At 60.2% G+C, this 20,691-nt stretch carries 16 protein-coding genes and 1 tRNA gene; 13 read left to right on the forward strand and 4 right to left on the reverse strand.

The annotated features are described in order from the left end of the window. Positions 1–8: 8 nt before the first annotated feature. From infB to AC3WN7_RS09655, 6 genes are all read left to right on the forward strand, one after another. The gene (gene infB, locus AC3WN7_RS09630) at positions 9–2,534 is read left to right on the forward strand and encodes a translation initiation factor IF-2 (protein ID WP_007973110.1); all 2,526 of its coding nucleotides are present in this window, start codon (positions 9–11) and stop codon (positions 2,532–2,534) included. A 159-nt stretch (positions 2,535–2,693) separates the two neighbouring features. After that, entirely contained in the window at positions 2,694–3,095 is a 402-nt protein-coding gene (rbfA, locus tag AC3WN7_RS09635; protein ID WP_008047443.1) for a 30S ribosome-binding factor RbfA, read from the forward strand. Between the two features lie 3 nt (positions 3,096–3,098). Beyond that, entirely contained in the window at positions 3,099–4,016 is a 918-nt protein-coding gene (gene truB / locus AC3WN7_RS09640) for a tRNA pseudouridine(55) synthase TruB (RefSeq protein ID WP_007973105.1), read from the forward strand. Positions 4,017–4,134: 118 nt separating this feature from the next. Continuing rightward, positions 4,135–4,404, forward strand: a complete 270-nt coding sequence (gene rpsO, locus AC3WN7_RS09645) for a 30S ribosomal protein S15 (RefSeq protein WP_015093441.1) — start codon at positions 4,135–4,137, stop codon at positions 4,402–4,404. Positions 4,405–4,610: 206 nt separating this feature from the next. Further along, entirely contained in the window at positions 4,611–6,716 is a 2,106-nt protein-coding gene (gene pnp / locus AC3WN7_RS09650; protein WP_007915263.1) for a polyribonucleotide nucleotidyltransferase, read from the forward strand. Positions 6,717–6,856: 140 nt separating this feature from the next. After that, a tRNA-Thr gene (locus AC3WN7_RS09655) sits at positions 6,857–6,932 on the forward strand. Positions 6,933–6,944: 12 nt separating this feature from the next. Here the strand turns inward: AC3WN7_RS09655 and AC3WN7_RS09660 are convergent. Continuing rightward, the gene (locus AC3WN7_RS09660; protein ID WP_256585663.1) at positions 6,945–7,067 is read right to left on the reverse strand and encodes a hypothetical protein; all 123 of its coding nucleotides are present in this window, start codon (positions 7,065–7,067) and stop codon (positions 6,945–6,947) included. A gap of 226 nt (positions 7,068–7,293) precedes the next feature. On the opposite strand from AC3WN7_RS09660, the gene AC3WN7_RS09665 reads away from it, so the two are divergent. Next, positions 7,294–7,599 carry a DUF6388 family protein gene (locus AC3WN7_RS09665; RefSeq protein ID WP_102674120.1) on the forward strand — a complete coding sequence of 102 codons (306 nt, stop codon included), beginning with the start codon at positions 7,294–7,296 and terminating at the stop codon, positions 7,597–7,599. Between the two features lie 90 nt (positions 7,600–7,689). Here AC3WN7_RS09665 and nadC read toward each other — a convergent pair whose 3' ends face one another. Beyond that, a complete protein-coding gene (gene nadC, locus AC3WN7_RS09670) occupies positions 7,690–8,538 on the reverse strand; it encodes a carboxylating nicotinate-nucleotide diphosphorylase (protein WP_015093443.1) in 849 nt (282 codons plus the stop codon). 264 nt (positions 8,539–8,802) lie between these two features. On the opposite strand from nadC, the gene AC3WN7_RS09675 reads away from it, so the two are divergent. The 4 genes from AC3WN7_RS09675 to AC3WN7_RS09690 all read left to right on the forward strand — a co-directional run bounded on the left by AC3WN7_RS09675 (position 8,803) and on the right by AC3WN7_RS09690 (position 14,688). Further along, entirely contained in the window at positions 8,803–10,992 is a 2,190-nt protein-coding gene (locus AC3WN7_RS09675) for a DUF1631 domain-containing protein (protein WP_102674119.1), read from the forward strand. A gap of 62 nt (positions 10,993–11,054) precedes the next feature. Beyond that, positions 11,055–11,615, forward strand: coding sequence for a 1,6-anhydro-N-acetylmuramyl-L-alanine amidase AmpD (ampD, locus tag AC3WN7_RS09680; RefSeq protein ID WP_095965940.1), 561 nt, complete (start codon positions 11,055–11,057; stop codon positions 11,613–11,615). Then, positions 11,612–12,448 (forward strand): regulatory signaling modulator protein AmpE, encoded by an 837-nt coding sequence (gene ampE / locus AC3WN7_RS09685; protein WP_102674118.1) that lies wholly within the window; start codon positions 11,612–11,614, stop codon positions 12,446–12,448. Before ampD ends, ampE begins: the two co-directional genes overlap by 4 nt. Before the next feature lie 1,535 nt (positions 12,449–13,983). Continuing rightward, positions 13,984–14,688, forward strand: coding sequence for a methyl-accepting chemotaxis protein (locus AC3WN7_RS09690; RefSeq protein ID WP_492575265.1), 705 nt, complete (start codon positions 13,984–13,986; stop codon positions 14,686–14,688). Between the two features lie 124 nt (positions 14,689–14,812). Here the strand turns inward: AC3WN7_RS09690 and AC3WN7_RS09695 are convergent, their stop codons facing one another. Together AC3WN7_RS09695 and cra are read right to left on the reverse strand one after the other, a co-directional pair. After that, the gene (locus AC3WN7_RS09695; RefSeq protein WP_102674690.1) at positions 14,813–15,592 is read right to left on the reverse strand and encodes a TatD family hydrolase; all 780 of its coding nucleotides are present in this window, start codon (positions 15,590–15,592) and stop codon (positions 14,813–14,815) included. 3 nt (positions 15,593–15,595) lie between these two features. Continuing rightward, complete coding sequence (gene cra / locus AC3WN7_RS09700) at positions 15,596–16,591, reverse strand: catabolite repressor/activator (RefSeq protein WP_095965936.1); 996 nt, start codon at positions 16,589–16,591, stop codon at positions 15,596–15,598. A gap of 290 nt (positions 16,592–16,881) precedes the next feature. On the opposite strand from cra, the gene ptsP reads away from it, so the two are divergent. After that, a complete protein-coding gene (ptsP, locus tag AC3WN7_RS09705; protein ID WP_102674689.1) occupies positions 16,882–19,743 on the forward strand; it encodes a phosphoenolpyruvate--protein phosphotransferase in 2,862 nt (953 codons plus the stop codon). Further along, positions 19,743–20,684, forward strand: a complete 942-nt coding sequence (pfkB, locus tag AC3WN7_RS09710; protein ID WP_102674688.1) for a 1-phosphofructokinase — start codon at positions 19,743–19,745, stop codon at positions 20,682–20,684. The genes ptsP and pfkB overlap by 1 nt, the downstream gene beginning before the upstream one ends. Positions 20,685–20,691 lie beyond the last annotated feature (7 nt).

Genomic DNA, 20,691 nt, shown 5'->3' on the forward strand with positions numbered 1-20,691 from the left:
AGAAGTGCATGACGCAAGTCACGGTGAAACAACTGGCCGATGAGGTCAAAACACCGGTAGAGCGCCTGTTGCAGCAGATGCGTGAGGCAGGTCTGCCGCACACCGCCGCCGAAGAAAGTGTGACTGACAGTGAGAAGCAATCGTTGCTGACTCACTTGAAAAGCAGCCACAAGGCGAAAGTGGAAGAACCACGCAAGATTACGCTGCAGCGTAAAACCACCAGCACCCTGCGGGTTGCTGGCAGCAAAAGCATCAGCGTTGAAGTACGCAAGAAGAAAGTCTTCGTACAGCGCAGCCCGGAAGAAATCGAAGCCGAGCGCAAGCGTGAACTGGATGAACGTCGCGCAGTAGAAAATGCTGCACGTCAGAAGGCTGAAGAAGAAGCCAAGCGTCGCGCCGAAGAAGAAGCGCGTCGCCAGCCTGCTGCTGCGCCGACCGCTCCAGCTGAACCTGTTGCAGCGCCTGCTGTGGTAGCCGAGCCAGTGCGTGAAAGCGCACCGGTTGTGGCCGCTGCTCCGGCACCTGCTGCAGACACTCGCAAGCGCGACGAACAGCGTCGTCCGGACAAACCACGTGCCGACGACAACAATCGTCGCGGTGGTGGCGATGGCGAGCGCAAAAACGCTCCGCATCGTGCTTCGGTCAAGGAAAAGGCGCCAGCGCCACGCGTTGCCCCACGTACTACCGACGAAGAAAGCGATGGCTTCCGTCGTGGTGGTCGCGGCAAGGCCAAGCTGAAGAAGCGCAACGCCCACGGTTTCCAGAGCCCGACCGGCCCTGTCGTGCGCGAAGTGAAGATCGGCGAGACCATCACTGTGGGCGATCTGGCCCAGCAGATGTCGGTCAAGGCTGCTGAAATCATCAAGTTCATGTTCAAACTGGGTACTCCAGCGACCATCAACCAGGTACTGGATCAGGAAACTGCCCAACTGGTTGCCGAAGAGCTGGGCCACAAAGTGACCCTGGTCAGCGACACCGCCCTGGAAGATTCCCTGGCCGAGTCCCTGAAGTTTGAAGGCGAAGCCGTTTCCCGTGCTCCAGTCGTGACCGTAATGGGCCACGTTGACCACGGTAAAACTTCCCTGCTCGACTACATCCGTCGTGCCAAGGTTGCTGCTGGCGAAGCCGGTGGTATTACCCAGCACATCGGCGCATACCACGTTGAAACCGACCGTGGCATGGTGACGTTCCTCGACACCCCTGGTCACGCCGCGTTTACCGCGATGCGTGCCCGTGGTGCCAAGGCGACCGACATCGTGATCCTGGTGGTTGCAGCGGACGACGGCGTGATGCCGCAAACCATCGAAGCTGTTCAGCATGCTCAGGCTGCTGGCGTTCCGCTGGTTGTCGCTGTGAACAAGATCGACAAACCAGGTGCTGACCTCGATCGCATCCGTAGCGAACTGTCGGTACACGGCGTGACTTCCGAAGAGTGGGGTGGCGATACTCCATTCGTACCGGTTTCGGCGAAGATGGGTACCGGTGTAGACGAACTGCTCGAAGCCGTTCTGCTGCAAGCTGAAGTCCTGGAACTGACTGCAACCCCATCGGCTCCTGGCCGTGGTGTCGTGGTTGAATCCCGCCTGGACAAGGGCCGTGGCCCGGTGGCTACCGTGCTGGTTCAAGACGGTACCCTGCGTCAGGGCGACATGGTCCTGGTCGGTTCGAACTATGGCCGCGTTCGCGCCATGCTCGACGAGAACGGCAAGCCAATCAAGGAAGCCGGTCCGGCCATCCCTGTCGAGATTCTCGGCCTGGACGGTACCCCGGACGCTGGCGACGAGATGAGCGTGGTTGCCGACGAGAAGAAAGCCCGTGAAGTGGCTCTGTTCCGTCAAGGCAAGTTCCGCGAAGTCAAACTGGCTCGCGCTCACGCCGGCAAGCTGGAAAACATCTTCGAAAGCATGGGTCAGGAAGAGAAGAAGACGCTCAACATCGTCCTCAAATCCGACGTCCGTGGTTCGCTCGAAGCGTTGAACGGCGCCTTGAACGGCCTGGGTAACGACGAAGTGCAAGTGCGTGTGGTCGGTGGCGGCGTCGGTGGTATCACCGAATCCGATGCCAACCTGGCACTGGCCTCCAACGCTGTACTGTTCGGCTTCAACGTGCGTGCCGATGCCGGCGCGCGCAAGATCGTCGAGCAGGAAGGTCTGGATATGCGTTACTACAACGTGATCTACGACATCATCGAAGACGTCAAGAAAGCCCTGACCGGCATGCTCGGCAGCGATGTTCGCGAGAACATCCTGGGCATCGCCGAAGTGCGTGACGTGTTCCGCTCGCCGAAGTTTGGCGCGATCGCCGGTTGCATGGTTATCGAAGGTGTTGTGCACCGTAACCGTCCAATCCGTGTACTGCGTGAAGACATCGTTATCTTCGAAGGCGAGCTGGAATCCCTGCGCCGCTTCAAGGATGACGCTTCCGAAGTACGTGCCGGCATGGAATGCGGTATCGGCGTGAAGAGCTACAACGACGTCAAGGTCGGTGACAAGATCGAAGTCTTCGAGAAGGTGCAGGTTGCTCGCAGCCTCTAACTCGCGCACTTCAGGAGCCGTGACGGGGAGCCGCATGCAAATGCGCAATTCGTCACCAGGACTCTAAACGCAACGCCCGGTCTGGCTTTTGTCAGGCCGGGCGTTTGCCGCTTTCAGACCTTGCGGGTTTCACCGTGGGGCAGTTACAGGTAACAAGACATGGCAAAAGAATACAGCCGTACCCAACGTATCGGCGATCAGATGCAGCGTGAGCTGGCACAACTGATCCGTCGTGAAGTCAAAGACCCGCGCGTCGGCCTGGTCACCATTACTGCAGTGGAAGTCAGCCGTGACGTCGGTCACGCCAAGATCTTCATCACCGTGATGGGTCAGGACAGCGCCGAAGAAATCGCACAAAGCATCAAGGTGCTGAACTCCGCCGCCGGTTTCCTGCGCATGCAGCTGGCTCGCGAGATGAAGCTGCGCAGCGTTCCACAGCTGCACTTCCACTACGACGAAAGCGTCGTGCGTGGTGCGCATCTGTCGGCATTGATCGAGCGCGCAGTGGCTGAAGACAATCAGCATCCGGTTACGGCAGAAGCCGAAGACACCAAGGAGTAATCGGTGGCTCAGGTCAAACGTATCCGTCGCAACGTCAGCGGCATTATCCTTCTCGACAAGCCGCTGGGGTTCACCTCCAACGCGGCCTTGCAGAAGGTTCGCTGGTTGCTGAACGCCGAAAAGGCAGGTCATACCGGCAGTCTCGATCCCTTGGCCTCCGGCGTGTTGCCGCTGTGCTTCGGCGAGGCCACCAAGTTCTCGCAATACCTGCTCGACTCCGACAAGGGTTACGAAACCCTGGCGCAACTGGGCAAGACCACCACCACGGCGGATGCCGAAGGTGAAGTTTTGCAGGAGCGCCCGGTGACCGTTGGTCGCTCCGATATCGAGGCTGTACTGCCGAAATTTCGTGGGCAAATCAGTCAGATACCGCCGATGTACTCGGCGCTCAAGCGTGATGGCCAGCCGCTGTACAAGCTGGCTCGTGCAGGCGAAGTAGTGGAGCGCGAACCGCGTTCTGTTACTATTACGCGCTTGGAATTGCTGGCCTTCGAAGGAGATACTGCGCGGCTGGCGGTGGATTGCAGCAAAGGCACCTATATCCGTACCCTGGTGGAGGATATCGGTGAGCAACTCGGTTGTGGCGCTTACGTTGCTGAACTGCGACGTACCCAGGCCGGGCCATTCACCCTGGCGCAGACGGTTACTCTCGAAGAGCTGGAAGCTGTACATGCCGAAGGCGGCAACGAAGCGGTCGATCGCTTCCTGATGCCATCGGACAGCGGCCTGCTGGATTGGCCACTGTTGCAGTTCTCGGAAGCGAGTGCGTTCTACTGGCTCAACGGCCAGCCGGTACGTGCCCCGGATGCACCGAAGTTCGGCATGGTGCGGGTACAGGATCACAATGGTCGCTTCATCGGTATCGGTGAAGTGAGCGAAGACGGGCGCATCGCGCCGCGTCGACTGATTCGGTCAGAATGACCGAACGAGGGTGGCTGTTAACAGGCACGGTCACTACTCATTTTTAGATACAGGGATTTGTCCCTGGCCTGTTGAAACTGTTTTTCGACAAACAGTTTCCTGATAAAAGGATTGCCTCATGGCTCTCGACGTTCAAGAAAAAGCTCAAATCGTTGCTGACTACCAGCAAGCTGTTGGTGACACTGGTTCGCCAGAAGTGCAAGTTGCACTGCTGACCGCCAACATCAACAAGCTGCAAGGTCACTTCAAGGCCAACGGTAAAGACCACCACTCCCGTCGTGGTCTGATCCGCATGGTTAACCAGCGTCGTAAGCTGCTGGACTACCTGAAAGGCAAGGATCTGGGTCGCTATCAGACTCTGATCGGTCGCCTGGGTCTGCGTCGCTAATAAGCGATTGCGCTAGAGGTTGGTTGTCTGTCGTGCGCCAGCGGGTTTCCCGCCGGCGCATGGCAGGCTCCCAGCCTCAAGTTTTATCTGGATACCTGCTTTGCCTGAGTAACACCTGGACAAGCCGGTCGGGCCGATTCCCGACATTGCCCAAGAATTTCGCAAGAAACCAGTTCCCCCAAGAGCCACAAAGAAGGTAGGACACCGTGAACCCGGTAATCAAAAAATTCCAGTTCGGTCAGTCGACCGTTACCCTCGAGACTGGCCGTATCGCCCGTCAGGCCTCCGGCGCAGTATTGGTCACCGTTGACGACGACGTCAGCGTATTGGTGACCGTAGTCGGTGCCAAGCAAGCCGATCCAGGCAAGGGCTTCTTCCCTCTGTCTGTTCACTACCAGGAAAAGACTTACGCTGCCGGCAAGATTCCTGGCGGTTTCTTCAAGCGCGAAGGCCGTCCTTCCGAGAAAGAAACCCTGACTTCCCGACTGATCGACCGTCCGATCCGTCCGCTGTTCCCTGAAGGTTTCATGAACGAAGTGCAGGTTGTCTGCACCGTCGTTTCCACCAGCAAGAAGACCGATCCGGACATCGCTGCGATGATCGGTACCTCGGCTGCCCTGGCGATCTCCGGCATTCCTTTCGATGGCCCGATCGGCGCTGCCCGCGTTGCGTTCCACGAAAGCACCGGCTACCTGCTGAACCCGACTTACGAGCAGCAAGCTGCTTCGAGCCTGGACATGGTCGTTGCCGGTACTTCGGACGCCGTGCTGATGGTTGAATCGGAAGCCAAAGAGCTGACCGAAGACCAGATGCTGGGCGCGGTACTGTTTGCTCACGACGAGTTCCAGGTTGTGATCAACGCGGTCAAAGAACTGGCTGCCGAAGCTGCCAAGCCAACCTGGACCTGGGCTCCTGCACCAGAAGCCACCGAACTGCTGGGCGCTATCCGTGCCGAGTTCGGCGAAGCGATCTCCCAGGCCTACACCATCACCGTCAAGGCCGACCGTTACGCTCGCCTGGGCGAGCTGAAGGACCAGGTCGTTGCCAAGCTGTCCGGTGAAGAAGGCCAGCCTTCTTCCAGCGAAGTCAAAGCGGCTTTCGGCGAAATCGAATACCGCACCGTTCGCGAAAACATCGTAAACGGCAAGCCACGTATCGACGGTCGCGACACCAAGACCGTACGTCCGTTGAACATCGAAGTCGGTGTTCTGCCAAAAACCCACGGATCGGCTCTGTTCACCCGTGGCGAAACCCAGGCTCTGGTCGTTGCAACGCTGGGTACTGCCCGTGATGCACAGCTGCTCGATACCCTGGAAGGCGAGAAAAAAGACCCGTTCATGCTGCACTACAACTTCCCTCCGTTCTCGGTGGGCGAGTGTGGTCGCATGGGTGGTGCTGGTCGTCGTGAAATCGGTCACGGCCGTCTGGCCCGTCGTTCGGTTTCGGCCATGCTGCCTGCCGCTGACGTGTTCCCGTACACCATCCGTGTAGTGTCGGAAATCACCGAATCCAACGGTTCGAGCTCGATGGCTTCCGTTTGCGGTGCTTCCCTGGCCCTGATGGACGCTGGCGTTCCAATGAAGGCGCCGGTTGCCGGTATCGCCATGGGCCTGGTTAAAGAAGGCGAGAAGTTCGCCGTCCTGACCGACATCCTGGGTGACGAAGACCACCTGGGCGACATGGACTTCAAGGTAGCCGGTACCGCCAAAGGCGTCACCGCGCTGCAGATGGACATCAAGATCAAGGGCATCACCGAAGAAATCATGGAGATCGCTCTGGGCCAAGCCCTGGAAGCGCGCTTGAACATCCTCGGCCAGATGAACCAGATCATTGGCCAGTCGCGTACCGAACTGTCGGCCAACGCTCCGACCATGATCGCGATGAAGATCGACACCGACAAGATCCGTGATGTTATCGGTAAAGGTGGCGCGACCATCCGTGCGATCTGCGAAGAAACCAAGGCTTCGATCGACATCGAAGACGACGGTTCGATCAAGATCTTCGGCGAAACCAAGGAAGCTGCTGAAGCTGCACGTCAGCGCGTTCTGGGTATCACCGCTGAAGCCGAGATCGGCAAGATCTACGTCGGCAAGGTTGAGCGCATCGTCGACTTCGGCGCATTCGTCAACATCCTGCCGGGCAAGGACGGTCTGGTTCACATCTCGATGCTGAGCGACGCTCGCGTAGAGAAAGTGACCGACATCCTGAAAGAAGGTCAGGAAGTGGAAGTGCTGGTACTGGACGTGGACAACCGCGGTCGTATCAAGCTGTCCATCAAAGACGTGGCAGCAGCCAAGGCTTCGGGCGTTTAATCGCGCCTTACGCCTGATCGCTTCAGCGTTGTAAAAAATGCCCCGCCGTGAAAACGGCGGGGCATTTTTTTTGTCTGCGAAACATCGAGACATTGCGCGAAGTTGCCGGACCTCGATAGCAATGCTAGGTTTAGCCCACCGCCCGTGTAGCTCAGCCGGTAGAGCAGCGCACTCGTAACGCGAAGGTCGCAGGTTCGATTCCTGTCTCGGGCACCATCTCCCCTCTGGTTATTTCACCTTTCTGCTCAAGTCTTCGACGGTCCGCTTGAGGTTGTCGGGTTCGCGGTCCTGATCGCTGACTTCCCGTTTCAGGCTGGAAATCCCGCTGCTGTCTGAACTTCTCGCCGCCATCAGCGCATCCTGTGCACAACTTTTTGTGGGGAGATGTAAAGAGACGTGCAAATCGTCCGACAAACATCCTATATTCGGAGCCTGCATGAGCTTCGCCCAGCAGTTTTCAGATGATCCCGAATGGTTCTGAAGGCCAGACAGACCGGGCTACAAGCGGTTCTTCTGCGTCAGAGAGATCCTTGATGATCCAGATCCATCTTCCATTCCCCAGATCAGCGAGAACAACATGACCGTAAAAGAATTGAGCCAAGAAAAAAGACACGAAGAAGCCCTCAAGAAGTACGTGCTGGACGCGCCCGAATTGATGGACGAGATCAAGGACTTGAGTCCGGACGATCAGAAAGACCAGATTCAATGGGCCTTCGAGGATGAAGCCGAAGCCCAGGGCTTGCAGCCGTGGGAGCTGACGCTCAAGTACACCTCGACCCCGGAGGAGTACGAGACAGAACGCCTGAAGTTGCACAAAGAAGCGGCCGAGGTGCTGGGCGTCGAGTGGGAAGAATACTGCGAGATGAACAATCTGGTAGTTTGAGAGCAACTTCAAGCTTCAAGCTTCAAGCGGCAAGCTTCAAGTCAAGGCAGATCCGCTTGAAGCTTGCAGCTTGTCGCTATTAACTGCTTCTCAAATACTCAAACGCATCGACAGATCGACCGCCTTCACATCCTTGGTCATTGCACCGATCGAAATGTAATCCACCCCGGTCCGGGCAATTGGCAGCAACGTGCTCTCGTTGATCCCGCCGCTGGCCTCCAGCTTGGCCTTGCCGGCATTCAGGCGCACGGCTTCGCGCATGTCGTCCAGGCTCAGTTCGTCGAGCATGATGATGTCGGCACCGGCCGCGAGCGCTTCTTTCAGTTCATCCAGGCTTTCCACTTCAATCTCGACCGGCTTGCCCGGGGCGATCTTGTGCGCGGCCGCGATGGCCTGCGCGATGCCGCCGCTGGCGGCGATGTGGTTTTCCTTGATCAGGAAGGCGTCATACAGGCCGATGCGGTGGTTGTGGCAACCGCCGCAGGTTACGGCGTACTTTTGCGCCAGGCGCAGCCCCGGCAGCGTTTTGCGGGTGTCGAGCAGCTTGACCTGAGTCTCGGCCACGAAGTCCGCCAGGTATTGCGCGCGGGTGGCGACGCCCGAGAGCAGTTGCAGGAAGTTCAGGGCGCTGCGTTCGCCGGTCAGCAGTGAGCGTGCCGGGCCTTCGAGGTGGAACAGCACCTGATTGGGCGTCACCCGTTCACCGTCGGCTACCTGCCAGTGCACCGCCACCCGTGGGTCCAGTTGCCGAAACACGTTATCCACCCAGGCGGTGCCGCTGATGACGGCCGCATCGCGGGTGATGATGGTGGCTGTGGCCAGGCGTTCGGCCGGGATCAACTGCGCGGTGATGTCGCCGCTGCCGATGTCTTCAAGCAACGCACGGCGCACGTTGGCTTCGATTTCGGCGGTCAGATCGGCGAGACGTAGATTCGGCATAACGGACTCCACAAACAAAGTGGCTCGATTATAGGGCCATGGCATGGACCAACCCAAGGCATCAGAGCATTACGTTGGCAATGGCGCCTGCATTTGGTCGAATCCCTGAGGGTGTCGGTGTGGGCCATCGATACCGAGCAAACGCCTGTTTGAGATGAGGTGCAGAGTCTTCTGGCGCAAGGGTGAGCTTTTACAAGATAATTCGCCTTGTATTTGACGTCATCGATTTGACGATTCGAAGCATTACCGTTCCAGGGAGGCCGAATGCACAACGACGGGAATGTAGTGCCTTTGCACAAGGCAACTACCGACCAGGTGGCTCACTCGCCACTCGCCCGACTGCCGGCGATTCTTCTCCAGGTCCGCGACAAGGCCGCACAACAGCTGCGACACGGATTGCAGGCGTTGTTCGATAACGCCGACGACACCCTCTTCGAAATGGCCGACCGAGCTCGCTGTGACGTTGAGCAGAACATCTTCTTTCAAACAATGCGCGATTTGCGTCTCAAGCACAAAAGCATCGAGCGGGTGTTTCTCGAGCAGTTCTTCGGTGCGTTCATCCGGCTTGCCCAATACGACCCTGCCATTGCCGCCATGCCCCAGGCCTTGGCGGCCAATGCATCCTTGGCGCAAACCGATGACGAGCGGGAGCGTTCAGTCGCGGTGGATGCGATGGTCAGCCGGGTGCTGGACCGCGACGGGTTGGTCCTGGATCAACTGACGGCCCGACTCTGCGCCTTGTCAGGCAAGGCGCTGGGCGATCTGCACAACCCCATGAGCCCGGCGATGCTCTGCGAATACTTCTTGCAGGCTGCACGCCAGCTGGGGCTGGAGATCAAGGTCAAGCTGATCATCCTCGGGTTGTTCGAGCGTTATGTCCTGAGCGACACCGATCGGCTTTACGCTGAAGCCAATCAACTGCTGCTCGCAACCGGTGTGTTGCCTGACCTTAAACCGGCCCCGATGCGTAGTGCCACGGGCCGACCCGACAGCGCCTTCGTCGAATCGACCGATGGGGCCGTCACCGCGGCCTGCTTGCCCATCGATGACAATGTCCAGGAGGTTTTCGCCGCGTTGCAGGCCCTGCTGTTCAACGTTCGCGGCAGCCTGTCGCCAACGCTGGAAGTCAGTGCCACTGCGCTGCCGATATCCACGCGCGATCTGTTGCGCCTGCTGTCGCATTTGCAGCAATACGTGCCGGCTCCGGAAGTCGTGGACGATTTTGACCTGCGCAACCAGCTCGAACAGTTACTCACCCGGGTCAGCGTCAAAAGTGGCAGGTCGCGGGTTCTCGGGGAGGCCGATGAAGATGTGATCAACCTGGTCGCCATGCTGTTCGAATGCATGCTCGATGATCGCAATCTGCCGGATCCGCTCAAGGCGCTGATCGGCCGACTGCAGATTCCACTGGTCAAGGTGGCGGTGCTCGACAAGAGTTTCTTCAGTCGTAGCAGTCATCCGGCACGACGCCTGCTCAACGAAATCGCCAGCGCGGCAATGGGTTGGGACGCCTGTGACGATCATCAGCGTGACAGCCTGTACGTGCGCATCGATCAGGTCGTACAGCGTTTGTTGAATGACTTTGTCGATGACCCCGCGATATTTTCCGAACTGCTGGCCGACTTTCTCGCGTTTACCCAGGACGAGCGCCGTCGCAGCGAGCTGCTCGAGCAGCGCATTCGTGATGCCGAGGAAGGACGGGCCAAGACCGGGCTGGCCCGCCAGCGTGTCGAGCAGGTGCTGAATCAGGCGTTGTTTGGCAAGTTCCTGCCGCAAGGCGTGCTGGGGTTTGTCCAGGAGGCCTGGAGCAAAGTACTGCTGCTGACGTACCTCAAGCATGGCGATCAGTCGGCAGAGTGGCATGCCGATGTGCGTACCCTGGAGCAATTGGTCTGGAGCGTTCAGCGTCACCACGAGTCCGATGCGGCCAGGATGTTGGCCGCCCTGGTACCGGATTTGCTCAAGTCGTTGCGCGACGGGCTGAACTCATCGGCGTTCGATCCGTTTGCCGCCAGCGAATTTTTCAGCGAGCTGGAAAGCTTGCACGTTCAGGCAGCGGGTGGCTCATCCGCCAGTGCGTCGCTGATGATCGAGGTGCTGACGCCTGTCGTCCTGCACATGGCTGACGAAAGTCAGGTGCACAGTGAGCCGATACGTTTGCTGGCGGACGATGCGGGGTTGCGTCAGGTCGATAAAATGCTTCCGGGCTGTTGGGTCGAGTTTCAGGAAGACCCGGAAAACAGCCTTCGCTGGAAACTGGTGGCTATCATTGCAACCACCGGCCAATACATCTTCGTCAACCGCACCGGCATGAAAGTGCTCGAGCGCAGTCGCCCTGACCTGGCCCTGGAGCTGCGCAATGGCGTGGCGCGAGTGCTTGACGACACCTTGCTGTTCGAGCGAGCTCTCGAGCGGGTGATCGGCAACCTAAAGCGCCTCAAGCGCGGCAAGTGATCGCGCCTTGAGGGAATATCGCGGCATACTGTGCCAACACAGTCGACGTTGAAGGAATCGGTATGCAGTTGGACCCCGCGAGCGGTTGGATTCAGGGTGTGCATGTCTGCCCCTCACCCAACTTCAATGCGCGCCCCACAGACGAGATTTCCCTGCTGGTGATCCACAACATCAGCCTGCCACCGGCGCAGTTCGCCACGGGCAAGGTGCAGGAGTTTTTCCAGAATCGCCTGGATGTCACCGAACATCCCTATTTTGAAGGGATTGCGGATTTGCGGGTGTCCGCGCACTTTCTGATCGAGCGTGACGGAACGGTCACCCAGTTTGTTTCATGCCTTGAGCGTGCGTGGCATGCAGGGGTCTCGAGCTTCGAGGGGCGGGAAACCTGTAACGATTTTTCCGTGGGCATCGAGCTCGAAGGCACGGATGATCTGCCGTTCACCGACGCGCAATACGGCGCGTTGACGGCCCTGACCCGTCAGTTGCAACGGACGTTCACGGCGATCACTACAGAGCGCATCTGCGGGCACAGCGACATTGCACCCGGGCGCAAAACCGATCCAGGGCCGGCGTTCGACTGGGCACGCTATCGTGCCGCCCTGGCACAAGAGGATGGGCAATGAGTTTTCTGGTGTTGCTATTGGCGGTGTGGATCGAAAAGTTCTCGGCCCTGCGCCATCAGGTTCAGCGTGACAGTGGCTGGACGCGCGAGCTGAACAAGCTTGAGGCCAGCCCGCGGCTTTCGGGCCGGCCATGGCTGGTGTTGTCGGTGGTGGTCTTGTTGCCGGTGGCGTTGCTGGGATTGCTGCTGGTCGTCATCGAGCCGGTTGCCTACGGGTTGCTCGCGTTGCCGATCCATTTGCTGGTCGTGATCTACAGCCTGGGGCGCGGTGATCTGCTGGGCGATCTCGGGCCGTTCCGCGATGCCTGGCGTCGGGAGGATCTGCAAGCAGCGGCCCTTGTCGCCAAGCGCGATCTGGATATCTGTGCAGACAGTGGCGAGCAGTTGCTGGAGCAGGTCGAAGGGCATTTGCTGTGGGAGGCCTACCAGAGCTTTTTCGCGGTGATTTTCTGGTACTTCCTGTTGGGGCCGGTCGCGGCGCTGAGTTATCGGCTGCTGGCGCTGGCCGAAGAACACGGGAAAAACCCGGCGCTGGTCGAGCGCGCCGGGCAACTGCGTCACGCCTTCGACTGGTTGCCGGTGCGTCTGCTGGCGGCGAGCCTGGCGTTGGTCGGCAATTTTGTCGCGGTCAGTCGGGTGATGCTGCATGAACTGCTGAACTGGAACATCAGCGCCGCGCAATTGATCGTGAAGGTCGGGCTTGTGGCCGGTGAAATTCCGGCACCGGTGGCCGGCGTGGAAGGTATCAACAACCTGGACCGCATCTGGGCGCTGCTGCTGCGTGCGGCGGTCCTCTGGTATGCCGGGTTTGCGTTGTGGACGGTCTTGCATTAGTCCTGCACTGAGCCATTGTGGCGAGGGGGCTTGCCCCCCCCCCCGCCACAGGGTGATCACTTGCCTGAAGTGCTTCGCCCTGTCGTTAACCTTAAGTTACAAAACTTCCTGCCGATTTAAGTTATACAGAGATAGCGCCGCATAGTGGCTATCTGCTGTCTGTCTGCGCCTGCCAATAAAAAAAATAAGAAATTGAAGGGAGACATCCAGTGAAGAGCTTGCTCTATCCCGCTGTCGCACTGATGAATCGCCTGAGCTTCGGCATGAAGTTCAGCCTGATCAGCGTACTGTTCCTGGTGCCGATGCTGGTGACCAACTTCTATCTGGTGCGTGACTCCTACCGCGAATTCCAGGGCACGCGCATCGAACTGCAAAGTCTCGACCTGTTGGGCAGCAGCCTGGCGTTACGGCGCGATCTGGAAACCCTGAACAACCTGGTGCAGATCAATGTCAGCCTCGGCCAATCCGGGAAGGCCGGCAATGTCGAATCGAAAATCAGCACCCTCGAACAGAATATTCTGACTCGCCTGCAAGGGCTGACGGCGATGACCAGCGACCCGGAGCAGGTCGCGGTGTTTGATGGCAAGCGCGATGAGATGATCGCCGGGTTCAAGGCCCAGCAAATGGAAAACTCCCTGCAGAGCAAAAGCGCCCTGATCGGCAAGCTTGTGGGCAGCGCGCAGATTTTCAGCCAGCTCATCACCAGCCAGTCCGGCCTCAGCCGCGACAACCAGAGCGACATGCGCCAGTTGAGCGAACTCGTCACCCTCGTCACACCACGTGTCACCCAGATTCTGGGCGAAGGTCGGGCAATGGGGTCTTACTCGTTGGGGCAGGGTTTCATCAACTCGGCGTCGAGTACCCGTTTCGATGAATTGCTGGCGCAGATTGAAAAGCTCCAGGCCGAATATGGCCTGAAGTTGCAGGACGCCTTGGGGGCCAGCAACGCCGCCCGCGATACCCTGGCCGCTCAGGCCGATAGCAGCCGGGCATCCTTGAAGAAGGCCAGCGAGCTGTTCGAAGAGCAAGTGGTCATGGCCGATACCCTCGATGCGCCGTGGCAGGGCTTTTACGATCAGGTCAGCGCCCTGATGGATCAGACTTACCAACTCAACGAAGCAACCCTCAAGTATCTGGGCCCGCAGTTGCAGCAACGCCTGGACCAGAATCGCACGCACATGGTCTTGCAGGCCGTGGCGTTATCAGTCGTATTCGTGTTGATCTTTTATCTCTACGGCGCTTTCTATGTCTCGACCCGCACCACGCTCAAGCGCCTTGGAGCGGTGATGGACAAGGTGGCGGCCGGCGACATGACCGTGACCTTCAGCGCCCATAGCCGTGACGAACTGGGCGAGTTGGGTGAGGTGTTCAACGGCACCGTGAAGAAAATCCATGACCTGATCGAACGGGTGGGGCAGACCGTCAGTGAAGTCGAGCGCCAGGCCGGTCAGGTGCAAAACGTTTCCGCGCAAAGCAACCAGGCCGTCGCCGGGCAGCGCACACAGATCGAACAAGTGGCTACGGCGATGAACCAGATGTCGGCCACTTCCCAGGAGGTCGCGCGCAGTGCTGCTGCGGCGGTGAGCAGCGCCCACAGTGTCAACGACGAAACCATCAGCGGTCGCGGTCTGGTGGAGTCGCAGCAAGGCAGCATTGCCGCACTGGCCATCGAAATCGATCAGTCGGTGCGGGTGATCAATCAACTGGCCAGCGACAGCCAGTCCATCAGCCGTGTTCTGGAAGTGATCAAGAGCATCGCCGAGCAGACCAACCTGCTGGCACTCAATGCCGCTATCGAGGCCGCCCGGGCCGGTGAGCAGGGGCGCGGTTTCGCCGTGGTCGCCGATGAAGTCCGGACCCTGGCCAAGCGTACCCAGCAATCGACCGAAGAAATCGAGCAGATGATCGCCAAGCTCCATGGCGGAGTCGGCGCGGCGGTCAAGGCCATGGGCACCAGCCATGAAATGGCCAACGGCACGGTGGGGCAGTCGGAGAAGGTCCAGCGGGCGCTGGAAAATATTCTGGGAGCGGTCGGCATGATCGTCGACCAGAACCAGCAGATTGCCGCCGCGGTGGAGCAACAAACCGCCGTGGCCCACGATATCGACCAGAACATCGTCGAGATCAATCGCGCCGGTGAACGTACCGCTGAAGGTGCGCACCAGACCGAAGACGCCAGCCGGGCGTTGTCGGCTCAGGTCGTGGAGTTGAAACAGTTGATCAGTGCGTTCCGGGTCTGAAATTCTCCTCGGGACCCTGTGGGAGCGGGCTTGCCCGCGAAGACGGCGGCACATCTAACATTAATGTGACTGAAAGATCGCTTTCGCGAGCAAGCCCGCTCCCACAGTTGGCGGGTGCTGGCAGTTATGACCAGTTAAACAACTCGCAGGCATTGGCTGTACTGGCCGCGGCCAATTGCTTGGGGCTGATCGCCATGATGCCGGCCAGCGCCGCGCAGATCGCCGGCAAGTGTGCCGGGCTGTTGCGCTGGCCGGGGAACATGGCGGGCGCCATGTCCGGCGAGTCGGTTTCCAGCACCACCGAATCCAGAGGCAGCTCAGCGAGCACGCGGTGCATGCGCAGCGCCTGTGGCCAGGTCGGGGCACCGCCAAGGCCGAGCTTGAAACCGAGCTTGATGTATTCCCGCGCCTCCTCCTTGCTGCCGGCGAAGGCGTGGATGATCCCGGCACGTTTCAGGCGAAACCGTTTAAGTGTGGCAATCACCGCCGCATGGCCACGCCGCACATGGATCAATGCCGGAAGATTGAAGTCCGCCGCCAGTTGCAATTGTGCCTCGAACAACGCCTGTTGGCGGTCGCGGTCGAGGGATTCGATGAAGTAGTCCAGGCCGATCTCGCCCACTGCACACAGTTGCCGATGGCCGGCCAGACGGGTCAGCCAGTCACCGAGTTCGCTCAGGTGTTGCGGGCGATGATCGTCCAGATACACCGGATGCAGCCCGAACGCGGCGTGCAGGTCGGGGTCACTCTGCACCAACTCCCAGACCCGTTGCCAATTGGCCTGGTAAACCCCCAGCACCACGATCCGCCGCACCCCGAGGGCGCGGCTTTCGGCCAGCAACGCCTGGCGGTCAGCGTCGAAGTCCGGAAAATCCAGATGGGTGTGGGTATCGATCAGCTCCACGGTTCAGTCCTGGCGAATACGCTGCTTGAACGTGCGCGCAATGGCTTGTACGCCGGGCCGGTAATCCGACTGCTCAATGGCTGCCAGGGCCAGCGCGAGGGCCTTGTCGGCGATCAACTGGTGTTGTTGCGCCATGGCATTGACCGGCAATGGCAGGAAGTCCAGCAACTGGGTGTCACCGAATGTGCCGAGGCGCAGCGGGCGGTTTTTCAACGGGAAGTCGTGCAGCGCATCGAACACGCCCTGAAGCAGCACGTAGGAGGTGGTCACCAACGCATCGGGCAAATGGCCCAGGCGCAGCAGCAACTCTTCCATCAATTGTTTGCCGCACTCGCGGCTGAAGGATTCGCCTTCTTCGATCAGTACTTCGCCGTTGAACCCGGTGAGGGCCTCATTGAAGCCCGCGGCGCGTTCCCGGCTGATGCTCAGTTCCGGGCGGGCACCGATCAGGGCGATCTGTTTGGGCTGCGGCTCCAGCAGGCTGCGGGTCAGTTGCAGGCTGGCCTCGCGGTCGTCGCTGATCACGGAGCAGAAGTGCTCGGGCTCCATGACCCGGTCGATGGCAATGATCGGTATGCCCTTGGCTTGCAACTGATGATAGCTGTCGTCGCCGGCCGGCAGGCAGCTGGCAACGATCAGCGCGTCGCAGCGCCGGGCGCGGAACAGTTGCAGCAATTGCCGCTCGCTGTCCGGGGCATCGTCGGAACTGGCGATCAGCAGCTGATAACCGCGGGCGCGTGCGCCTTGTTCGAGCAATTTGGCGATTCGCGCGTAACTGGGGTTTTCCAGATCCGGCAGAATGAACCCCAACGTGCGCGTGTGTCGGCTGCGCAAGCCGGCGGCCTGTGGGTTAGGCGTGAAGCCATGTTGTTCGACGACCGCGCGCACGCGTTCGACGGTGGCGCTACTGATGCGCTGTTGTTCGGCCTTGCCATTGATGACATAGCTGGCGGTGGTGACGGACACACCGGCCAACTGGGCAATATCACTGAGTTTCAACCCGCTGTTTCCTTGTTTTTTCGAGATTGCCTCGACATTTTCGTCAATCCTAACCGATTAAGGCAGGCGACCATTGTCGCAACGCATCCGACAAGTTGGACTTCAAGGATGGGCCAATATCGAGTAACGTGCCAATCGATCTAGATTAAACGTTTCAGCAGGCGTATTTTCTACGTATTAGGTGCCTTTGGCCGGTTCTGCCGTGAAACCGCCAAAAGCGATGACCAAGCGCCTAAGCTGACTCATTCAAAACAATACCTGGTGCCCCAAGGCGCCAAAAAGGAGAAAGCATGCTCGAGCTCACTGTAGAGCAGATTTCCATGGGCCAGTCGGCTGTGGATAAATCCGCAGCGCTGCAATTGCTGGCTCGGCATCTGGTCGCCGACGGCCTGGTTGCCGAGGGTTATCTGGCCGGTTTACAGGCGCGGGAGGCCCAGGGCTCGACCTTTCTCGGTCAAGGTATTGCCATCCCCCACGGTACCCCCGAAACCCGCGACCTGGTGTTCACCACCGGTGTGCGCCTGATGCAGTTCCCTGAAGGTGTGGACTGGGGCGACGGTCATATCGTTTACCTGGCGATCGGTATCGCTGCCAAATCCGATGAGCATCTGCGCCTGTTGCAATTGCTGACCCGCGCCCTCGGCGAGACTGACCTGGGCCAGGCCCTGCGTCGCGCCGGTTCCGCTGAAGCGCTGCTGAAATTGCTGCAAGGCGCGCCGCAGGAGCTGGCGCTGGATGCGCAGATGATCGGCCTCGGTGTGGCGGCCGAAGATTTCGAGGAGCTGGTGTGGCGTGGCGCACGTTTGTTGCGCCAGGCCGACTGCGTGAGCAATGGTTTTTCCGCCGTGCTGCAACAGGTTGAAGCGTTGCCGTTGGGCGATGGCCTGTGGTGGCTGCACAGCGAGCAAACGGTGAAACGCCCCGGTCTGGCCTTCGTCACCCCGGACAAACCACTGCGCTATCTCGGCCAGCCGCTCAATGGACTGTTCTGCCTGGCCAGCCTCGGTGAAGCCCATCAAGCCCTGCTCGAGCGCCTGTGCGCGTTGTTGATCGAAGGCCGTGGCCATGAGTTGGGGCGGGCCACCAGCAGTCGCAAAGTTCTCGAAGTGCTCGGTGGTGAAGTGCCCGCCGACTGGCCCAGTGCGCGCATTGCCTTGGCCAATGCCCATGGTTTGCATGCGCGGCCGGCGAAGATCCTCGCGCAACTGGCGAAAAGTTTTGAGGGTGAAATCCGCGTGCGGATCGTCGACGGCCACGACAGCGCGGTGTCGGTGAAGAGCCTGAGCAAACTGCTCAGCCTCGGCGCCCGTCGCGGGCAGGTCCTGGAATTCATCGCCGAACCGGGCATCGCGGCTGATGCATTGCCGGCCCTGTTGGCCGCCATCGAAGAAGGCCTCGGTGAAGAAGTCGAGCCGCTGCCGCCAGTCAGCCAGGTACGGGAAGTCGTTGCCGATATGGCCGAAGTGATCCTCGCCCCGATATCCGGCAGCGTGGTCCAGGCCATTGCCGCCGCCCCGGGCATTGCCATCGGTCCGGCGCATATTCAAGTCCTGCAAAGCATCGATTACCCGTTGCGCGGTGAATCCGCCGCCATCGAGCGTGAACGTCTCCAGCACGCGCTGGCGCAGGTGCGCCGGGACATCCAGGGATTGATCGAACGCAGCAAAAGCAAAGCCATTCGCGAAATCTTCATCACCCACCAGGAGATGCTCGACGACCCGGAACTGACCGATGAGGTCGATACGCGTCTCAAGCAGGGCGAAAGCGCGGAGGCTGCGTGGATGGTCGTGATTGAAGCGGCGGCCCTGCAGCAGGAAGCGTTGCAGGATGCCTTGCTCGCCGAGCGCGCTGCCGACTTGCGCGACATCGGGCGTCGCGTATTGCTGCAACTCAGTGGCATCGAAACCCCGAGCGAGCCGGATCAACCGTACATTCTGGTGATGGACGAGGTCGGCCCGTCCGACGTCGCGCGTCTGGACCCGGCTCGCGTGGCCGGGATTCTCACCGCACGGGGCGGCGCTACGGCGCACAGTGCGATTGTTGCCCGGGCCCTGGGAATTCCGGCATTGGTCGGCGCCGGCCCCGGCGTGTTGCTGCTGGCGTCGGGTACGCCATTGCTGCTCGATGGCCAGCGTGGGCGTCTGCATGTGGACGCTGACGCGATGACCTTGCAGCGCGCCACGACCGAACGCGATACCCGCGAGCAGCGCTTGAAGGCAGCCGCCGAGCAACGCCACCAGCCGGCACTGACCACCGACGGCCATGCCGTCGAAGTGTTCGCCAATATCGGCGAAAGTGCCGGCGTCACCAGTGCGGTGGAGCAGGGCGCCGAAGGTATCGGCCTGTTGCGCACCGAACTGATTTTCATGGCCCACCCGCAAGCGCCCGACGAGGCGACCCAGGAAGTCGAGTACCGCCGCGTCCTCGACGGTCTGGCCGGGCGACCGCTGGTGGTGCGTACTCTCGATGTCGGTGGCGATAAACCGCTGCCGTACTGGCCGATTGCGAAGGAAGAAAACCCCTTTCTCGGCGTGCGTGGCATTCGCCTGACCTTGCAGCGCCCGCAGATCATGGAAGCGCAACTGCGTGCCTTGCTGCGGGCTGCCGACAACCGTCCGCTACGGATCATGTTCCCGATGGTCGGCAGCGTTGACGAGTGGCGCCAGGCCCGTGACATGACCGAACGTCTGCGCCTGGAAATCCCGGTTGCCGACCTGCAACTGGGGATCATGATCGAAGTGCCGTCGGCGGCCTTGCTGGCGCCTGTACTGGCCAAAGAGGTCGACTTTTTCAGCGTCGGTACCAACGACCTGACCCAATACACGCTTGCCATCGACCGTGGCCATCCGACGCTGTCGGCCCAGGCCGATGGCTTGCATCCGGCGGTGCTGCAACTGATCGACATCACCGTACGCGCGGCCCATGCCCACGGCAAATGGGTCGGCGTGTGCGGCGAGCTGGCAGCCGACCCGCTGGCGGTGCCGGTACTGGTCGGCCTCGGGGTGGATGAGCTCAGTGTGGGCGCGCGCAGTATTGCCGAGGTCAAGGCGCGGATTCGCGAACTGGGCTTCACTCAGACTCAAACCCTTGCCCGACAGGCCTTGGCCGTGGGCAGCGCCAATGAAGTGCGCGCACTCGTGGAGGCCCTGTAATGGCACGGATTCTCACCCTGACCCTCAACCCGGCGCTGGACCTGACCGTGCAGTTGCCGCGCCTTGAAGCCGGCCAGGTCAATCGCAGCGATGTCATGCACACCCACGCCGCCGGTAAAGGTGTGAACGTGGCGCAAGTGCTGGCCGACCTCGGGCATCAGTTGACCGTCAGTGGTTTTCTTGGCGAAGACAACCTGCAAGCGTTTGAAACGCTGTTCGCCAAACGCGGTTTTGCCGACGCCTTCATCCGCGTTCCCGGTGAAACCCGCAGCAACATCAAACTGGCGGAAAGCGACGGACGCATCACCGACATCAACGGACCGGGGCCGCAGGTCAGCGAAGCGGCGCAGCAGGCCTTGATCGATCGACTGGAGCAGATTGCCCCGGGGCACGATGCGGTGGTGGTCGCCGGAAGCTTGCCCTTGGGCGTCAGTGCGCAGTGGTTGCAGGCACTGATTTTGCGCTTGAAGGCGCTGGGTCTGAACGTTGCCCTCGATACCAGCGGCGATGCGTTGCGTGCAGCGCTCAAAGCGGGACCCTGGCTGATCAAACCCAACGCCGAAGAGCTGGCCGAGGTGCTGGACTGCGAGGTCGTGTCGGTCAGTGCCCAGGCCTTGGCAGCGGAGCGTTTGCACGCCCAAGGCATCGAGCATGTGGTGATTTCCCACGGCGCCGAAGGCGTGAACTGGTTCAGCGTCGGCTCGGCTCTGCATGCCACGCCACCCAGGGTCAGCGTCGCCAGCACGGTGGGCGCGGGTGATTCGTTGCTGGCGGGGATGCTTCACGGTTTGCTCAGTGCCGATACACCGGAGCAAACCTTGCGCACCGCCACGGCGATTGCCGCGATGGCAGTGACCCAGATCGGATTCGGCATTGGCGATGCAGCGCAACTGGCGCAGCTCGAACAGGGTGTGCGCGTGCGTCCCCTGACAGAACAATAAGAGGGTT

The organism is Pseudomonas sp. FW305-70 (assembly GCF_058783925.1).